The sequence below is a fragment of the Streptomyces sp. NPDC045431 genome (assembly GCF_040646655.1).
Taxonomy (GTDB): Bacteria; Actinomycetota; Actinomycetes; order Streptomycetales; family Streptomycetaceae; genus Streptomyces.
In genome coordinates this window covers 237,421-254,786 of record NZ_JBEZAQ010000008.1, presented here as the reverse complement: position 1 = coordinate 254,786, position 17,366 = coordinate 237,421, and the positions used below count along the sequence as shown (strand labels likewise).

Annotated in this window: 16 protein-coding genes and 1 pseudogene; 13 read left to right on the top strand and 4 right to left on the bottom strand. The window is 71.4% G+C overall.

The features are described 5' to 3' along the window. Positions 1-55: 55 nt before the first annotated feature. The 3 genes from AB0A69_RS19685 to AB0A69_RS19675 all read right to left on the bottom strand — a co-directional run bounded on the left by AB0A69_RS19685 (position 56) and on the right by AB0A69_RS19675 (position 1,471). Positions 56-265: a helix-turn-helix transcriptional regulator gene (locus AB0A69_RS19685; protein ID WP_361423109.1), complete on the bottom strand. Its 210-nt coding sequence runs from the start codon at positions 263-265 to the stop codon at positions 56-58. Then, positions 265-741 (bottom strand): DUF2975 domain-containing protein, encoded by a 477-nt coding sequence (locus tag AB0A69_RS19680; protein ID WP_361423106.1) that lies wholly within the window; start codon positions 739-741, stop codon positions 265-267. The genes AB0A69_RS19685 and AB0A69_RS19680 overlap by 1 nt, the downstream gene beginning before the upstream one ends. An 82-nt stretch (positions 742-823) precedes the next feature. Then, entirely contained in the window at positions 824-1,471 is a 648-nt protein-coding gene (locus tag AB0A69_RS19675; protein WP_361423103.1) for a TetR/AcrR family transcriptional regulator, read from the bottom strand. 77 nt (positions 1,472-1,548) lie between these two features. Here AB0A69_RS19675 and AB0A69_RS19670 point away from each other — a divergent pair, with 77 nt between their 5' ends. The 11 genes from AB0A69_RS19670 (at position 1,549) to AB0A69_RS19620 (ending at position 15,084) form a co-directional block, all read left to right on the top strand. Beyond that, positions 1,549-3,165 carry a carboxyl transferase domain-containing protein gene (locus AB0A69_RS19670; RefSeq protein ID WP_361423209.1) on the top strand — a complete coding sequence of 539 codons (1,617 nt, stop codon included), beginning with the start codon at positions 1,549-1,551 and terminating at the stop codon, positions 3,163-3,165. Between the two features lie 7 nt (positions 3,166-3,172). Beyond that, positions 3,173-5,110, top strand: a complete 1,938-nt coding sequence (locus AB0A69_RS19665) for an acetyl/propionyl/methylcrotonyl-CoA carboxylase subunit alpha (RefSeq protein WP_361423100.1) — start codon at positions 3,173-3,175, stop codon at positions 5,108-5,110. Continuing rightward, positions 5,107-6,066: a hydroxymethylglutaryl-CoA lyase gene (locus AB0A69_RS19660; RefSeq protein WP_361423097.1), complete on the top strand. Its 960-nt coding sequence runs from the start codon at positions 5,107-5,109 to the stop codon at positions 6,064-6,066. Before AB0A69_RS19665 ends, AB0A69_RS19660 begins: the two co-directional genes overlap by 4 nt. Positions 6,067-6,073: 7 nt before the next feature. Then, on the top strand, positions 6,074-7,234 hold the full coding sequence (locus AB0A69_RS19655) for an acyl-CoA dehydrogenase family protein (RefSeq protein ID WP_361423094.1): 1,161 nt from the start codon (positions 6,074-6,076) through the stop codon (positions 7,232-7,234). A 66-nt stretch (positions 7,235-7,300) separates the two neighbouring features. Continuing rightward, positions 7,301-7,732, top strand: a complete 432-nt coding sequence (locus AB0A69_RS19650; RefSeq protein ID WP_361423091.1) for a hypothetical protein — start codon at positions 7,301-7,303, stop codon at positions 7,730-7,732. A gap of 65 nt (positions 7,733-7,797) precedes the next feature. Continuing rightward, positions 7,798-8,847 carry an ABC transporter substrate-binding protein gene (locus tag AB0A69_RS19645; RefSeq protein ID WP_361423088.1) on the top strand — a complete coding sequence of 350 codons (1,050 nt, stop codon included), beginning with the start codon at positions 7,798-7,800 and terminating at the stop codon, positions 8,845-8,847. A 4-nt stretch (positions 8,848-8,851) separates the two neighbouring features. Further along, positions 8,852-9,739: a siderophore-interacting protein gene (locus AB0A69_RS19640; protein WP_361423085.1), complete on the top strand. Its 888-nt coding sequence runs from the start codon at positions 8,852-8,854 to the stop codon at positions 9,737-9,739. 285 nt (positions 9,740-10,024) lie between these two features. After that, positions 10,025-11,467, top strand: coding sequence for an aspartate aminotransferase family protein (locus tag AB0A69_RS19635; RefSeq protein ID WP_361423082.1), 1,443 nt, complete (start codon positions 10,025-10,027; stop codon positions 11,465-11,467). Then, positions 11,451-12,722, top strand: a complete 1,272-nt coding sequence (locus AB0A69_RS19630; protein WP_361423079.1) for a lysine N(6)-hydroxylase/L-ornithine N(5)-oxygenase family protein — start codon at positions 11,451-11,453, stop codon at positions 12,720-12,722. Before AB0A69_RS19635 ends, AB0A69_RS19630 begins: the two co-directional genes overlap by 17 nt. Continuing rightward, a complete protein-coding gene (locus AB0A69_RS19625) occupies positions 12,719-13,303 on the top strand; it encodes a GNAT family N-acetyltransferase (RefSeq protein ID WP_361423076.1) in 585 nt (194 codons plus the stop codon). The genes AB0A69_RS19630 and AB0A69_RS19625 overlap by 4 nt, the downstream gene beginning before the upstream one ends. Beyond that, a complete protein-coding gene (locus AB0A69_RS19620; RefSeq protein ID WP_361423073.1) occupies positions 13,300-15,084 on the top strand; it encodes an IucA/IucC family siderophore biosynthesis protein in 1,785 nt (594 codons plus the stop codon). Before AB0A69_RS19625 ends, AB0A69_RS19620 begins: the two co-directional genes overlap by 4 nt. Positions 15,085-15,136: 52 nt before the next feature. Here the strand turns inward: AB0A69_RS19620 and AB0A69_RS19615 are convergent, their stop codons facing one another. Further along, complete coding sequence (locus AB0A69_RS19615) at positions 15,137-16,870, bottom strand: beta-N-acetylhexosaminidase (RefSeq protein ID WP_361423070.1); 1,734 nt, start codon at positions 16,868-16,870, stop codon at positions 15,137-15,139. Positions 16,871-16,885: 15 nt separating this feature from the next. Between AB0A69_RS19615 and AB0A69_RS19610 the strand changes: the two are divergent. Together AB0A69_RS19610 and AB0A69_RS19605 are read left to right on the top strand one after the other, a co-directional pair. Beyond that, a pseudogene (locus AB0A69_RS19610) lies at positions 16,886-16,977 on the top strand (Tat pathway signal sequence domain protein); the annotation flags it as partial. 95 nt (positions 16,978-17,072) lie between these two features. Next, positions 17,073-17,348, top strand: coding sequence for a hypothetical protein (locus tag AB0A69_RS19605; protein ID WP_355353671.1), 276 nt, complete (start codon positions 17,073-17,075; stop codon positions 17,346-17,348). Positions 17,349-17,366 lie beyond the last annotated feature (18 nt).

Here is a 17,366-nt window from a genome sequence, read left to right as displayed (position 1 = left end):
GGGCAGGACCGGCCTCTCCGACCTGGGGTGGAGGGGTACGGCGGGGCCTCACCCGTCAGTCCTCCGGCTCCCAGCGCAGCAGGTCCCCCGGCTGGCAGTCGAGCGCCTCGCAGAGGGCGGCGAGCGTGGCGAAGCGGACCGCCTTGGCGCGGCCGTTCTTGAGGACCGCCAGGTTCGCGGGGGTGATGCCGACGCGCTCCGCGAGTTCGCCCACGGACATCTTGCGCCTGGCCAGCATCACGTCGATGTCGACGGCGATCGGCATCAGATGACCTCGGCCAGTTCGGCCTGCATCCGCGTCGCCTGGGCGAGCAGCATCCGCAGGACGAGCACGATGAGCGCGACCCCCAGGGCGGCCAGGCTGACCCCGCAGACGAGGAGCACGATGCCCGGCGCGACGGCCTCGCCCGGGGCCAGGACGACCGCGAGGGCGAAGACCAGCAGGGCGGCCGCCACGAAGGCGCCGGTCACGACGTCCACGTACCGGAAGGCGGCGTGCGAGAACACCGTCCCGCGCCGCACCATCGTCACCAGGCGCCACACGCAGACCAGGACGACCTGGAACGTCACGGCCCCCAGGAACATGATCGCGAGAAGCGGGGCGCGCAGGTACGCGTACTCCGGGTTCAGCTGCCTCAGGTCGATGGCCAGCAGTGGCACCATCACCGCCTCCACGAACACCGACCCGGCGAGCAGCACCACGAGCACGGCGCGCAGCGCGAGCACGGTCAGCTTTCCCATCGCTCCTCCTCATATCGAGCAACGATGGGAATCTATCGAAATTCGATAGCCCGGGCAAGCGCCCGGCCACGTGCCCGGCCCCTCACTCCGCCGACGCCGAGGCCGAGGCCGACACCGAGGCCGATGCCGGCGCCGACGCCAGCGCCCCGAACGCGCCGTGCGCCAGCCGCCGCAGCAGGGACTCCGCCTCCGCGCGGCCCAGCACCCTGCTGCCCGCGGAGGCGGAGCCGAGGTGCGGGGTGGAGTTCAGCAGGCCGAACACCGCGTGGACCGTCGCCCGGGCCTCGGCCTCCGGGGGCGCGGGGTACAGACGGCGCACCACCGCCACCCACAGTTCGACGTACTGGCGCTGGAGCTGGCGCACCCGTTTGCGGTCCGTGTCGCGCAGGCGGTCCAGCTCGCGGTCGTGCAGGGTGATCAGCGGGCGGTCGTCGAGCGCGAAGTCGATGTGGCCGTCGATGAGCGCGCCGAGCAGGGCCTCGGGGTCGCCGTCCGACTCCTCCACCCGCTGCCGGCCGCCGTCGAGCAGCCGCTCGCTGATGCCGATCAGCAGCTCCGCGAGCATCGCGTCCTTGCCGGGGAAGTGCCGGTACAGGCCGGGGCCGCTGATGCCGACCGCCGCCCCTATCTCGTCGACGCCCACGCCGTGGAAGCCGCGCTCGGCGAAGAGGCGGGCGGCCTCCTTGAGGATCTGTTCGCGGCGCGTCGGGGCGTCGGTCCTGGTGCTCATGGGATTGATTCTAGACAACGCGGTTAGCGGTCGTTAACCTGATGGACATACGTTAACGCTCATTAACTGGGGGCATGATGCAGCAGGCACCCGTGCTGACCAGCGCGGCTGATCCCGCCTCCGCGGCCTGGCAGGCCAACGAGGCCGCGCACCGCGAGCTCGTCGAGGATCTGCACGCCCGGCTGGCCGCCGCGCGGCTGGGCGGCGGTGAGAAGGCCCGGGCGCGGCACACCGCGCGCGGCAAGCTGCTGCCGCGCGAGCGGGTGGACACGCTGCTGGACCCGGGGTCGCCGTTCCTGGAGCTGGCACCGCTCGCGGCGAACGGGATGTACGACGACCAGGCGCCGGCCGCCGGGGTGATCGCCGGCATCGGGCGGGTCAGCGGCCGCGAGGTGGTGGTCGTCGCGAACGACGCGACCGTCAAGGGCGGCACGTACTACCCCATGACGGTGAAGAAGCACCTGCGCGCGCAGGAGGTGGCGCTGGAGAACCGGCTGCCGTGCGTGTACCTGGTGGACTCGGGTGGCGCCTTCCTGCCGATGCAGGACGAGGTATTCCCCGACCGCGAGCACTTCGGGCGCATCTTCTACAACCAGGCCCGCATGTCGGGCGCCGGAATCCCGCAGATCGCCGCCGTCCTCGGCTCCTGCACGGCCGGCGGGGCGTACGTCCCCGCGATGAGCGACGAGGCCGTGATCGTACGGAACCAGGGCACCATCTTCCTGGGCGGCCCGCCGCTGGTGAAGGCCGCCACGGGCGAGGTCGTCACGGCCGAGGAGCTCGGCGGCGGCGAGGTCCACTCCCGGGTCTCCGGGGTGACCGACCACCTCGCGGAGGACGACGCGCACGCGCTGCGGATCGTGCGGAACATCGTCGCGACCCTGCCGGAGCGCGCGCCGCTGCCGTGGTCCGTCGAGCCGGTCGAGGAGCCGAAGGTCGATCCGTACGGGCTGTACGGCGCGGTGCCGGTCGACCCGCGCACCCCGTACGACGCCCGGGAGGTCATCGCGCGGATCACCGACGGCTCGCGGTTCCAGGAGTTCAAGGCGGAGTTCGGGCAGACGCTGGTCACCGGGTTCGCCCGGATCCACGGCCACCCGGTCGGGATCGTCGCCAACAACGGCATCCTCTTCGCCGAGTCCGCCCAGAAGGGCGCCCACTTCATCGAGCTGTGCGACCAGCGCGGCATCCCGCTGCTGTTCCTGCAGAACATCTCCGGCTTCATGGTCGGCCGGGACTACGAGGCGGGTGGCATCGCCAAGCACGGCGCGAAGATGGTCACCGCCGTCGCCTGCACGCGCGTACCGAAGCTCACCGTCGTCGTCGGCGGCTCGTACGGCGCGGGCAACTACTCGATGTGCGGCCGGGCGTACTCGCCCCGCTTCCTGTGGATGTGGCCGAACGCCAAGATCTCCGTCATGGGCGGTGAGCAGGCCGCCTCCGTCCTCGCCACGGTCAAGCGCGACCAGCTGGAGGCGCGCGGCGAGCAGTGGCCGACGGAGGACGAGGAGGCGTTCAAGGCGCCGATCCGCGGCCAGTACGAGCGGCAGGGCAACGCCTACTACGCGACGGCCCGGCTGTGGGACGACGGTGTGATCGACCCGCTGGAGACCCGCCAGGTGCTGGGTCTGGCCCTGACGGCTTGTGCCAACGCGCCCCTGGGTGACCCCCAGTTCGGCGTCTTCCGGATGTGAGGGTGGGATGTTCACGACTGTTCTTGTCGCCAACCGGGGCGAGATCGCGGTACGCGTGATCCGTACGCTGCGGGCCCTCGGTATCCGCTCGGTCGCCGTCTTCAGCGACGCGGACGCCGACGCCCGCCACGTACGGGAGGCCGACGCGGCCGTACGCATCGGACCGCCCGCGGCGACCGACAGCTATCTGCGCGTCGACCGGCTCCTGGAGGCCGCCGCCCGCACCGGCGCCGAGGCCGTCCACCCCGGGTACGGCTTCCTCGCCGAGAACGCCGCCTTCGCCCGGGCCTGCGAGGACGCCGGAATCGTCTTCATCGGGCCGCCGGCCGAAGCCATCGCCCTGATGGGCGACAAGATCCGGGCCAAGGAGACCGTCAAGGCCGCCGGCGTCCCCGTCGTCCCCGGCTCCTCCGGGAGCGGGCTCAGCGACGAGGAACTGGCCGCCGCCGCCCGCGAGATCGGCATGCCCGTCCTGCTCAAGCCCTCGGCGGGCGGCGGCGGCAAGGGCATGCGCCTCACGCGTGTGGAGTCGGCCCTGATGGACGAGATCGCGGCGGCCCGGCGCGAGGCGCGCGCCTCCTTCGGTGACGACACGCTCCTGGTCGAGCGGTGGATCGACCGGCCGCGGCACATCGAGATCCAGGTCCTGGCGGACGGCCACGGCAACGTCGTGCACCTCGGCGAGCGCGAGTGCTCCCTCCAGCGCCGCCACCAGAAGATCATCGAAGAGGCGCCGTCCGTCCTGCTGGACGAGAAGACCCGCGCGGCGATGGGCGAGGCGGCGGTCCAGGCGGCCCGCTCCTGCGGCTACCGCGGCGCGGGCACGGTCGAGTTCATCGTCCCGGGCGGCGACCCCTCCTCCTATTACTTCATGGAGATGAACACCCGCCTCCAGGTGGAGCACCCGGTCACCGAGCTGATCACGGGCGTGGACCTGGTGGAGTGGCAGCTGCGCGTCGCCGCCGGCGAGGCGCTCCCCTTCGCCCAGGAGGACATCACCCTCACCGGGCACTCCATCGAGGCCCGCCTCTGCGCCGAGGACCCCTCCCGCGGCTTCCTCCCCTCCGGCGGCACGGTGCTGGCGCTCGACGAGCCGCAGGGCGACGGCGTACGCACCGACTCGGGCCTGAGCGAGGGCACCGAGGTCTCCAGCCTGTACGACCCGATGCTGGCGAAGGTCATCGTCCACGCCGCCGACCGCCCCACCGCCCTGCGCAAGCTCCGCGCCGCCCTCGCGGACACCGTCACCCTCGGCGTGCCGACCAACGCCGGCTTCCTGCGCCGGCTGCTCGCCCACCCGGACGTCGTCGCGGGCGACCTCGACACGGGGCTGGTGGAGCGTGAGGTGGACGGCCTGGTTCCGGACGGCGTTCCGGAGGAGGTGTACGAGGCCGCCGCGGCGGTACGCGAGGCCCGGCTCCAGCCCCGGCCCGACGCCACCGGCTGGACCGACCCGTTCTCGGTGCCGAGCGGCTGGCGCCTCGGTGGAGAACCCGTGCCGGTCACCCACTGGCTTCGAGTAACGGGAGCTGAACCCGTCACTCACCGGACCCGGGGTCAGGCGCACGTCACCGAGGACCGGGTCACCGTCACCCTCGACGGCCTCACCCACACCTTCCGCCGCGCCGGCACCTGGCTCGGCCGCGACGGGGACAGCTGGAACGTCCTGGACCACGACCCCGTCGAGGCGTCCCTGAGCCGCGCCGCGCACGCGGGGGCCGACTCGCTCACCGCGCCCATGCCGGGCACGGTCACCGTCGTCAAGGTCGCCGTCGGCGACGAGGTCACCGCCGGGCAGGGACTCGTCGTCGTGGAGGCGATGAAGATGGAGCACGTCATCTCCGCCCCCCACGACGGCACCGTCGCCGAGCTCGACGTCACCCCCGGCACCACCGTCGCCATGGACCAGGTGCTGGCCGTCGTCGTCCCGAGGGAGGAATCATGACGACCGGACCCGGGGCACTCCCCATGACCGTCCCCGCCCCCGGGCTGCCCGCCCGCGTGCGGATCCACGAGGTCGGCCCGCGCGACGGTCTGCAGAACGAGCAGGGCACCGTCCCCACCGAGGTGAAGGCCGAGTTCATCCGGCGCCTCGCCGCCGCGGGGCTCACCACCGTCGAGGCCACCAGCTTCGTCCACCCCAAGTGGGTGCCCCAACTGGCCGACGCCGAGCAGCTGTTCCCGCTCGTCCGCGAAACCGGCGTACGCCTGCCGGTCCTCGTGCCGAACGAACGCGGGCTGGACCGGGCGCTGGCGCTCGGGGCGCGGGACGTCGCCGTGTTCGCGAGCGCCACCGAGTCCTTCGCGAAGGCCAATCTCAACCGCACCGTCGACGAGTCGCTCGCCATGTTCGCGCCGGTCGTCACCCGCGCCATAGAGGCGGGCCTGTCGGTGCGCGGCTACCTCTCCATGTGCTTCGGCGACCCGTGGGAGGGCCCCGTCCCCGTCGAGCAGGTCGTCCGGGTCGCCCGCCGCCTGATGGACATGGGCTGCGACGAGCTGAGCCTGGGCGACACCATCGGCGTGGCCACCCCCGGCCACGTGCGGCGGCTCCTCACGGCCCTCAACGAGGCGCAGGTGCCCACCAGCGCCCTCGCCGTGCACTTCCACGACACGTACGGCCAGGCCCTGGCCAACACGCTCGCCGCGCTCCAGCACGGCGTGACGACGGTCGACGCCTCGGCGGGCGGCCTCGGCGGCTGCCCGTACGCCAAGTCCGCGACCGGCAACCTCGCCACCGAAGACCTCGTGTGGATGCTCCACGGCCTCGGCATCGACACCGGGGTCGACCTCGGCCGGCTCACCGCCACCAGCGTGTGGCTGGCCGGACACCTGGGCCGCCCGAGCCCCTCCCGTACCGTCCGCGCCCTCGCCGGCGCGGACGCCTCCCACAAGGAGTGACCGACCCATGTCCCTGGACCACCGGCTCTCACCGGAACACGAGGAACTGCGCCGCACCGTCGAGGAGTTCGCCCACGAGGTCGTCGCCCCGAAGATCGGGGACTTCTACGAGCGCCACGAGTTCCCGTACGAGATCGTCCGCGAGATGGGGCGGATGGGCCTGTTCGGGCTGCCCTTCCCCGAGGACTACGGCGGCATGGGCGGCGACTACCTCGCCCTCGGCATCGCGCTGGAGGAGCTCGCGCGCGTCGACTCGTCCGTCGCCATCACCCTGGAGGCGGGCGTCTCGCTCGGCGCGATGCCGGTCTACCGCTTCGGCACCGAGGAGCAGAAGCGGGAGTGGCTGCCGCGGATGTGCAGCGGCGAGATCCTGGGCGCGTTCGGGCTGACGGAGCCGGGGTGCGGCTCGGACGCGGGCGGCACCCGCACGACGGCCGTGCGCGACGGCGACGAGTGGGTCATCAACGGCAGCAAGTGCTTCATCACCAACTCCGGTACGGACATCACCGGCCTGGTCACGGTCACCGCCGTCACCGGCCGCACCCCGGAGGGCAAGCCGCTGATCTCGTCGATCATCGTCCCGTCCGGCACGCCGGGCTTCACGGTCGCCGCGCCGTACTCCAAGGTGGGGTGGAACGCCTCGGACACCCGCGAGCTGTCCTTCTCGGACGTCCGCGTCCCGGCGGCGAACCTGCTGGGCGAGGAGGGCCGCGGGTACGCGCAGTTCCTGCGGATCCTGGACGAGGGCCGGATCGCCATCTCGGCGCTCGCCACCGGCCTCGCGCAGGGGTGCGTGGACGAGTCGGTGAAGTACGCCAAGGAGCGCGTGGCGTTCGGGCGGCCCATCGGCGACAACCAGGCCATCCAGTTCAAGCTCGCGGACATGGAGATGCGGGCCCACATGGCCCGGATCGGCTGGCGCGACGCCGCCTCGCGGCTCGTGCACGGTGAGCCGTTCAAGAAGGAGGCGGCCCTGGCGAAGCTGTACTCGTCGACGGTGGCGGTGGACAACGCCCGGGAGGCCACTCAGATCCACGGTGGCTACGGCTTCATGAACGAGTATCCGGTCGCCCGCATGTGGCGGGACTCGAAGATCCTGGAGATCGGCGAGGGCACGAGCGAGGTGCAGCGCATGCTCATCGCCCGGGAGCTGGGCTTCTCGGCCTGAGCCGGTCTCCGCGGGCAGCGCCTGCCGCCGTAGCCTGACCCCTCGGACGAAAACCGGGGGGAACAGGTGCATTTCGAGGCCGCTGTCCACATCATCGGCGTTCTGGCGCTGCCGATCGGCGTCGTGGCTCTGATCACCTGGATGGTGGTCAGGGCCACGGCGGGCCATCCCTGGGCGCGTGCCGCGGTCCTCCTCGCGCTGGGGACGGGGCTGCTCTACCTCTGGGGCCTGGCGGGCCTGTTCACGTTCGACCGCCAGGAGTTCTGCACGCTGTCGCGAGGCCAGGAGTTCGCCCCCGACGAGACCGGCCCGGACTCGCTGCTGCCGCTTTCGGCCAAGTGCAACGCGTCGTACGACCTGGTCCCCGGCTATGTGAACCCGGGCCTCGCGGTGGGGGCGGTGGGGACCGTGGCGTGCGTGGTGCTGGCCGTGCGTCAGAAGGTGCGGCAGGGGCGCGTGACGGGCGATGTGGCGGGGGCCACTCTGGACAACGGCTGAGGTTAGGCTAACCTACCCTCGAACTTGCCCAGTGGCCGAAACCGGCCGTACGAAAGCGATCCGCCATGCCCAGCAACGCACGAGCCACCCAATTCACCCGTCGCGGTCTGCTCGCCGCGGGCGGCGCCCTCGGGCTCGGCGCCGCGCTCGTGGCCTGCGGCGGCAAGGACGCGAAGAAGGACGACGCCAAGGGCGGCGCCGCCAAGTCCGGCCCCTTCACCTTCAAGGACGACCGCGGCCAGACCGTCGAGCTGAAGGCCGCCCCGAAGAACATCGTCGCCTTCACCGGCATGGCCGCCGCGCTCCACGACTTCGGCGTCGAGGTCAAGGGCGTCTTCGGCCCGACGTACGTCGAGGACCCGAAGACCAAGAAGCGCGTGCCCGACGTCCAGGCCGGCGACCTCGACATCAACAAGGTCGCGGTCATCGGCAACGTCTGGGGCGAGTTCAAGATCGAGGAGTACCTCAAGCTCCAGCCCGAGCTGCTCATCACCGACATGTGGGAGAAGGACCAGCTCTGGTACGTCCCGGACGAGCAGAAGGCCAAGATCCTCAAGGTCGCGCCGGCCGTCGCCCTGTGGGCCGCCGACGCCACCATGCCCAAGGTGCTCCAGCGCCACGTCGACCTGGCCGAGGCGCTCGGCGCCGACGTCAAGGCGAAGAAGGTCCAGGACGACAAGGCCCGCTTCGAGAAGGCGGCCGCCCGGCTGCGCCAGGCCGCCAAGGCCAAGCCGGAGATCAAGGTCCTGATCGGTTCGGCCGCCGCCGACACGTTCTACGTCTCCGACCCGGCCCGCCCGTCCGACACGCTCTACTTCAAGGAGCTGGGCGTCAACCTGGTCGCGCCGACCAAGCTGGACGAGGGCGGCTGGTTCCAGAGCCTCAGCTGGGAGGAGGTCGACACGTACAAGGCCGACATCATCCTCCTGGACAACCGTTCCTCCCAGCTCCAGCCGGAGGCCCTGAAGTCGAAGCCGACCTGGGGTCAGCTGCCCGCCGTCAAGGCCGGCCAGGTCGTGCCGCGCGTGACCGAGCCCGTCTACTCGTACGCCAAGTGCGCCCCCATCCTGGAGGACCTCGCCAAGGCGATCGAGAACGCCAAGAAGGTGGCCTGACCCGATGACGACAGCCGAGACCGCCACCGTCCCGTTCCGCTTCTTCGCCCTGCGGGTCGCCCGGACGCGGCGGCTCGGCCCGTCGCTCGTCCGCGTCACCTTCACCGGGGCGTCGGAGGACGCGCTGAAAGGTTTCGCCTCCGGCGGCCGCGACCAGTCGCTCTCCCTCTTCCTGCCGCACCCCGGCCAGCCGGAGCCGGTCCTGCCGCCGCTGGACACCGAGGACCTGTACGCGGTCCTCGGCGCCTGGCGGGCCATGGACGACGACGTACGGGCCGTCATGCGCTCGTACACCGTGCGGGAGCAGCGCCGGGAGGCGGGTGAGGTCGACATCGACTTCGCCCTCCACACTGCGACATCAGCCGCTGACGCGGCGGGCGTCGGCCCGGCGTGCCGCTGGGCCCAGCAGGCGTCCGAGGGTGACCGCGTGGTCGTCCTCGGCCCCGCCGTCGCCGACAACACCGGCGTGCGCTTCCGGCTCCCCGAGGACGCCGACGAGGTGCTGATCTGGGGTGACGAGACGGCGCTGCCCGCCGCCTCCGCCATCCTGGAGTCCCTGCCGGCGGGCCTGCGGGCGCGGGTCTGGCTCGAAGTGCCGTACGCCGCCGACCGCCTGGAGCTCGCGACGAAGGCGGACGCGACCGTCACCTGGCTCGTACGGGAGGAGGGCGCGCCCGCCGCCGTCGACGCCGTCCGCGCCGCCGAGCTGTCCGGCTCGTCGCCGTACGCCTGGATCGCGGGCGAGTCGGGGTCGGTCAAGGCGCTGCGCCGCCACCTGGTGAACGAGCGCCGGATCGACCGCCGCCGCGTGACCTTCGTCGGTTACTGGCGCAAGGGCATGAGCGAGGACGCGCTGCGCGAGGTCCCGGAGACCTCCGAGGACGAGGCGTAGGCCGACCCACCCCGCCACGGCGGCTTGCGTCCGGGAGGATCCCGGGGCGGGCCGCCGTGGCGTAGCACTGCCCCCGCGGCCGACCCGCGCCGCACACACCCCGCGGCCCGCCCGCGCCGCACACGTGCCCCGGATGGTGCAACAACTGCGGCCGGTGCGCTTTCTGAGGCCCTTGTGGCCGTTGGTATTTCAACTGAGGTTAGGCTAACCTTACTAACCACACGGTTCCTCGCCCTCCTGTCCCCTGAGGGCCGATCAAGTCCCCGTACCCGGGAGGACATTTCCATGCGCTCGCACCTGCTCAATGACGCAACCGCCGAGCAGTACCGGCGTTCCGTCACCGAAGGAGTCGAGCGGGTGGCGAACCGACTCGCCTCCACCCGGCGGCCGTTCACCGGCATCACGCCCGACGAGCTGGCCCCGCAGATCGCGGCGGTCGACCTCGACCAGCCGCTCGGCGACGCCACCGCCGCCCTCGACGAGCTGGAGAGCGTCTACCTCCGCGACGCCGTCTACTTCCACCACCCCCGCTACCTGGGCCACCTCAACTGCCCGGTCGTCATCCCGGCCGTCCTCGGCGAGGCCGTCCTCTCCGCCGTCAACTCCTCCCTCGACACCTGGGACCAGAGCGCCGGCGCCACCCTCATCGAGCGCAAGCTGATCGACTGGACGAACAGCCGCATCGGCCTCGGCCCCGCCGCCGACGGCGTCTTCACCAGCGGCGGCTCGCAGTCCAACTTCCAGGCCCTGCTCCTCGCCCGCGAGGAGGCCAAGACGGACGACCTGGCGAAACTGCGCGTCTTCACCTCCGAGTGCAGCCACTTCAGCGTCCAGAAGTCGGCCAAGCTCCTCGGCCTCTCCCCGCAGGCCGTCGTGTCCATCCCGACCGACCGCGACAAGCGCATGCAGTCCGTCGCCCTCGCCGCCGAGCTGGAGCTGTGCGCCGCCCAGGGCCTGACGCCCATGGCGATCGTCGCCACCGCCGGCACCACCGACTTCGGTTCCATCGACCCGCTCCCCGAGATCGCCGAGCTCGCCGCCCAGTACGGCGCCTGGATGCACGTCGACGCCGCGTACGGCTGCGGCCTGCTGGCCTCCCCGACCCGCCGCGGGCTCCTCGACGGCATCGAGCGCGCCGACTCCGTCACGGTCGACTACCACAAGTCCTTCTTCCAGCCGGTCAGTTCCTCGGCCGTGCTCGTACGGGACGGGGCGACGCTGCGCCACGCGACGTACCACGCGGAGTACCTCAACCCCCGGCGCACCGTCGAGGAGAAGATCCCGAACCAGGTCGACAAGTCGCTCCAGACGACCCGCCGCTTCGACGCGCTCAAGCTGTGGATGACGCTGCGCGTCATGGGCGCCGACGGGGTCGGGCAGCTCTTCGACGAGGTCTGCGACCTGGCCGCCGCCGGCTGGGACCTGCTCACCGCGGACCCGCGCTACGACGTCGTCGTCGAGCCGTCGCTGTCCACCCTGGTCTTCCGCTACGTCCCGGACGCCGTCACCTCCCCCGCGGAGATCGACCGCGCCAACCTCCACGCCCGCAAGGCGCTGTTCGCCTCGGGCGAGGCCGTCGTCGCCGGTACGAAGGTCGACGGCCGTCAGTACCTGAAGTTCACCCTGCTCAACCCCGAGACGACCGTGCACGACATCGCCGCCGTCCTCGACCTGATCGCCGGCCACGCCGAGCAGTACCTTGGAGAGAACCTTGTCCACGCCTCGTGACATCCACGACTTCATCGGTATCGGACTGGGTCCGTTCAACCTCGGCCTCGCCTGCCTCACCGAGCCGATCGACGAGCTGAACGGCGTCTTCCTGGAGTCCAAGCCGGACTTCGAGTGGCACTCGGGGATGTTCCTCGAAGGCGCGCACCTCCAGACGCCGTTCATGTCGGACCTGGTCACCCTCGCCGACCCGACGTCGCCGTACTCCTTCCTCCAGTACCTCAAGGAGAAGGGCCGGCTGTACTCGTTCTACATCCGCGAGAACTTCTATCCGCTGCGCACCGAGTACAACGACTACTGCCGCTGGGCCGCCGCCAAGCTGAGCAGCATCCGGTTCGACACGACGGTCACGACGGTGGAGTACGACGACGAGGCCGGCCTCTACACGGTCCGCACCGAGGGTGGCGAAACGTTCCGCGCGCCCCGCCTCGTCCTGGGCACGGGCACCCCGCCGTACATCCCGGAGTCCTGCCAGGGCCTCGGCGGCGACTTCATCCACAACTCGCGCTACCTCCCGCACAAGGAAGCGCTGCAGAAGAAGACGTCGATCACGCTCGTCGGCAGCGGCCAGAGCGCCGCCGAGATCTACTACGACCTGCTGAGCGAGATCGACGTCCACGGCTACCGGCTGAACTGGGTCACCCGCTCCCCGCGGTTCTTCCCGCTGGAGTACACCAAGCTCACGCTGGAGATGACGTCCCCGGACTACATCGACTACTTCCACGCCCTGCCGGAGACCACCCGCTACCGCCTGGAGGCCCAGCAGAAGGGCCTGTTCAAGGGCATCGACGGCGAGCTCATCGACGCGATCTTCGATCTGCTGTACCAGAAGAACCTCGGCGGCCCGGTCCAGACACGCCTGCTCACCAACGCGTCGCTGAACTCGGCGGCGTACGAGAACGGCACCTACACCCTCGGGCTGCGCCAGGAGGAGCAGGGCAAGGACTTCGAGCTGGAGACCGAGGGCCTGATCCTGGCCACCGGCTACAAGTACGTCACCCCCGCCTTCCTGGAGCCGGTGCGCGACCGCATCCGCTGGGACGGGCAGGGCCGCTACGACGTCGCCCGCAACTACTCCATCGACACGACCGGCCGCGGCATCTTCCTGCAGAACGCCGGCGTGCACACCCACTCGATCACCAGCCCCGACCTGGGCATGGGCGCCTACCGCAACGCGTACATCATCGGCGAGCTGCTGGGCTCCGAGTACTACCCCATCGAGAAGTCCATCGCGTTCCAGGAGTTCGCCGTATGAGCACCACCAGCACCCTCAGCACCACCCGGTCGGTCGGGAGCTTCTCCTTCCGGCCGCTCGACCCCCTCGCCGACGCCGAGCTGGTCCACGGCTGGGTGACCCACCCCAAGGCGTCCTTCTGGCTGATGTCCGAGCACTCCGTCGAGGACGTCCAGCGCGACTACGCGGCCATCGCGGCCCACCCGCACCACGACGCCTTCATCGGCCTCCACGACGGCGAGCCCGCCTTCCTCATGGAGCGCTACGACCCCTCGAAGGTCGAGCTGGTCGGGCTGTACGACGCCCGGCCCGGCGACGTCGGCATGCACTTCCTGGTCGCGCCCAGCGACGTCCGGATCCACGGCTTCACGCGCGCCGTCATCACCGCCGTGATGGCGGAGCTCTTCCGCGACCCGGCGACGGCGCGGGTCGTCGTCGAGCCGGACGTCGCCAACAAGGCCGTCCACGCGCTCAACGAGGCCGTCGGCTTCGAGATCGTCGAGAAGATAGCCAAGCCGGAGAAGGACGCGTACCTGAGCGTGTGCACCCGGGAACAGTTCTTGAAGAGTCGCAGCCACGCCGCCGTGGGAGCCACCCGATGAGCACCACGCACCCCATGAACCCCGTCGCGCACCTCACCCCCGAGCGCTGGGCCCAGGCCAACCGCCAGCTCATCCGCAAGGGCCTCGCCGAGTTCACCCACGAGCGCCTGCTCACCCCCGAGCCGCTCGGGGAGGACCGCTACCGGGTCCGCACCGACGACGGCACGGCCGAGTACCGCTTCACCGCCCGCCGCTACGCCCTGGACCACTGGCAGGTGGACGCCGACTCCATCAGCCTCCACCGGGACGGCGAGGAGCTCCCGCTCGACGCGCTGCGCTTCATCATCGAGCTGCGCGGCTCCCTCGGCCTGAGCGACGAGATCCTCCCGGTCTACCTGGAGGAGATCTCCTCCACCCTCTCCGGCACGGCCTACAAGGCGACCAAACCGCAGGTCCCCGCCGCCGAGCTCGCCAAGGCCGACTTCCAGGCCGTCGAGACGGGCATGACCGAGGGCCACCCCTGCTTCGTCGCCAACAACGGCCGGCTCGGCTTCGGCATCGACGAGTACCACGCGTACGCCCCCGAGGCCGCGAGCCCGCTGCAGCTGGTGTGGCTGGCCGCGCGCCGCGACCGCACCACCTTCACGGCGGGCGCGGGCATCGACTACGAGGCCTTCATCCGCGCCGAGCTGGGCGACGCCACCGTCGACGGCTTCGCCAAGACCCTCGCCGACCTGGGCCTGGACTTCGCCGACTACCTGCTGATGCCGGTGCACCCCTGGCAGTGGTGGAACAAGCTGTCCGTCACCTTCGCCGCCGAGATCGCCCAGCGGCGGCTGGTCTTCCTCGGCGAAGGCGACGACCGCTATCTGGCCCAGCAGTCGATCCGCACCTTCTTCAACACCAGCGACCCGGCCAAGCACTACGTGAAGACGGCCATCTCCGTCCTCAACATGGGCTTCATGCGCGGCCTGTCCGCCGCGTACATGGAGGCCACCCCGGCCATCAACGACTGGCTGGCCACCCTCATCGCCGGCGACGACACCCTCCAGTCCGTCCGCTTCTCGATCATCCGCGAGCGCGCGGCGGTCGGCTACCGGCACCTGGAGTACGAGGCCGCCACCGACCGGTACTCGCCGTACCGCAAGATGCTCGCCGCGCTGTGGCGCGAGAGCCCGGTGCCGACCATCGCCGAGGGCCAGCGCCTCGCCACCATGGCGTCGCTGCTCCACGTCGACCACGCGGGCGCGTCGTTCGCGGGCGCGCTGATCGCCGAGTCGGGGCTCGCGCCGACCGAGTGGCTGCGCCGCTACCTGGACGCGTACCTGCTGCCGATCCTGCACACCTTCTACGCGTACGACCTCGCGTGGATGCCGCACGGCGAGAACGTCATCCTCGTCATCGAGGGCGGCGCGGTGCAGCGCGCGATCTTCAAGGACATCGCCGAGGAGATCGTGGTCATGGACCCGGACGCGGTGCTGCCGCCCGCGGTCGAGCGCATCCGGGTGGACGTGCCGGACGACACGAAGCTGCTGTCCGTCTTCACGGACGTCTTCGACTGCTTCTTCCGCTTCCTGGGCGCCACGCTCGCCGCCGAGGGCGTCCTGGACGAGGACGACTTCTGGCGCACGGTCGCCGCGTGCGTGAAGGCGTACCAGGCGTCGAAGCCGGAGCTGGCGGAGAAGTTCGCGCAGTACGACGTCTTCGCGGACGAGTTCACGCTGTCCTGCCTCAACCGGCTCCAGCTGCGCAACAACAAGCAGATGGTGGACCTGGCGGACCCGTCCGCCGCGCTGCAGTTCGTCGGCACGCTGAAGAACCCGCTGGCGCGGTTCGCGTAACGGAACCAGCCGGCGCCCGGGGGTACGGTCCCCCCGGGCGCCGGCTCATCTCCTACTCCGTCCGCCACTCCACCTGGGGTGACCGGTAGAAGTCGATCCCGAGGGCCGCCAGGCGCGGCCCCTGCCCCGCGAGCCGCTGCCGGTACGCCTCCCAGTCGTGCGAGGCGGCCGGGGACCAGCCCAGCTCCGCCGCGCCCAGCACGCGCGGGAACGCCATCCGGTCGATGTGCGCGCTCGACGCGACGGTCTCGGTCCACAGCGGCGCCTCGACGCCCGCGACGGCGCCCGGCGGGACGCCCGGGAGGTAGTTCCCCGGGTCCCAGTCGTAGGAGCGCCGCACCTCGACGTACCCGGCCCAGGACAGGCCCAGCGGGGTGTCCTTGGTGTACTTCATGTCGAGGTAGAGCCGGTCGGCGGGCGACAGGACGATCCCGGTCCCGCCGCGCGCGGCGGCCGCCACCCGCGCCTTCTCGGCGTCGCTCGTCCGGTCCAGGCCCCAGTACTGCACGAGCGCGCCCTTCGCCGGGGTCGCGCCGGCCAGCTGGTGCCAGCCGATGACGGTCTTGCCGTACTTCGCCACGACCGCCTGCGCCCGGTCCATGAAGGCGACGTAGTCCGCGTGGCCGGTGGAGTGGGCCTCGTCGCCGCCGATGTGGACGTAGCGGCCGGGGGTGAGCGCGGCGAGCTCGCGGACGACGTCGTCCACGAAGTCGTAGGTGATGTCCTTGCCGACGCAGAGGCTGCTGAAGCCGACGGCCGTGCCCGTGTAGAGCGGTGGGGCGACGCCGTCGCAGTTCAGCTCGGCGTACGAGGCGAGGGCGGCGTTGGTGTGGCCCGGCATGTCGATCTCGGGCACGACCTCCAGGTGGCGGGAGGCGGCGTACGCGACGATGTCGCGGTACTGCTCCTTGGTGTAGTGGCCGCCGGGCCCGCCGCCGACCTGCGTGGAACCGCCGTAGGCCGCCAGGCGCGGCCAGGAGTCGATGGCGATGCGCCAGCCCTGGTCGTCGCTCAGGTGGAGGTGCAGCGCGTTGACCTTGTAGAGGGCGAGCTGGTCGATGTAGCGCTTGACCTGCTCCACGGTGAAGAAGTGCCGGGAGACGTCGAGCATCGCGCCCCGGTAGGCGTACCGGGGCGTGTCGACGATGGTGCCGCCCGCGACCGTCCAGGGCCCGGGCTGCCGCGTGTCGCTCTCCACCGCCGCCGGGAGCTGCTGGCGGAGGGTCTGCACGCCGTGGAAGAGCCCGGCGGGCGTGCGGGCGGTGAGGACGACGCCCTGACGCCCGGACTCCATCCGGTACCCCTCCTCCCCCAGCTCCTGCTCGCCCCGGCTCAGCCGCAGCCGGATGCCGCCGCGCCCCTCGCCGTCGTCGTCGGCGACGGGCAGCGCGAAGCCGGTGGACGGCCGCAGCACCTCCGCGAGGTACGCGGCGACGCGCCGCGCCTCGGGTGAGCCGTCGTCGGCGTGGACGCGGGTGCGGGCGGTGAGGGTGTACGGGGCTCCCGAGGGGCGTACGGAGGCGGGTACGGGCACGATGTCGCCGAGCGGCCGCACGGCGGGCGCGGCGGCGGCCGCCCCGCCGGGCGCGGCCCCGGCCCCCGCGACCCCGGCGGCCACGACGAGCAGCAGCGATCCGAGGAGCCTCAGGCGCGGGCGGGAGCGGAGGCGAGGGCGGGAGCGGGGGCGGGGGAACGTTGAGTGCTGTCTCACGAGCTGGTCCCTTCGACGGGTGTCGCACGGGCGTCGCAACCGTGGAGCCGGGCAGCCGCACCGGGCGTGCCCCATGCCAGAATCGACCTCCTGGCGGAAATCATCCAGAAGGACGGCACCTGGAGTTTCGACGGGGACGTCATACGCAGCGTGCCGGGGCCGACAAGGGCGTGGGGCTGCTGCCAGCCGGCTGTGGTTTTCCGTCGATCATGAAAGTCCTGCCCGATATCGGGCAGGAATCTTGCGAAGGCACCCCCTCAGCCCTCAGTATCTACGGGTGCTCGAACGCCGCCCGTCGCATGACGACCTCATCGACCACCTGGTCCGCAGCACCGCGCTCCAGCGCGGTGAGGCCGCCCGGGTGGTGCTCGACGTGCTGGCGTACTTCGACGAGACGACCGAGGAGTTCGTCCGCCGCCGCCACCGCGAGCTGCAGTCCGGCGGCGAAGTGAACTCCGCGATCTTCGAGCGCATCGCGGCCGAGCTGCCGCACCGCGCCGTGGCGCCTCCGGAGCTCTCGCTCCGGCAGCTGCGCCGCATCGTCTACGGCTGACGGCTGGTCCAGAGCCGG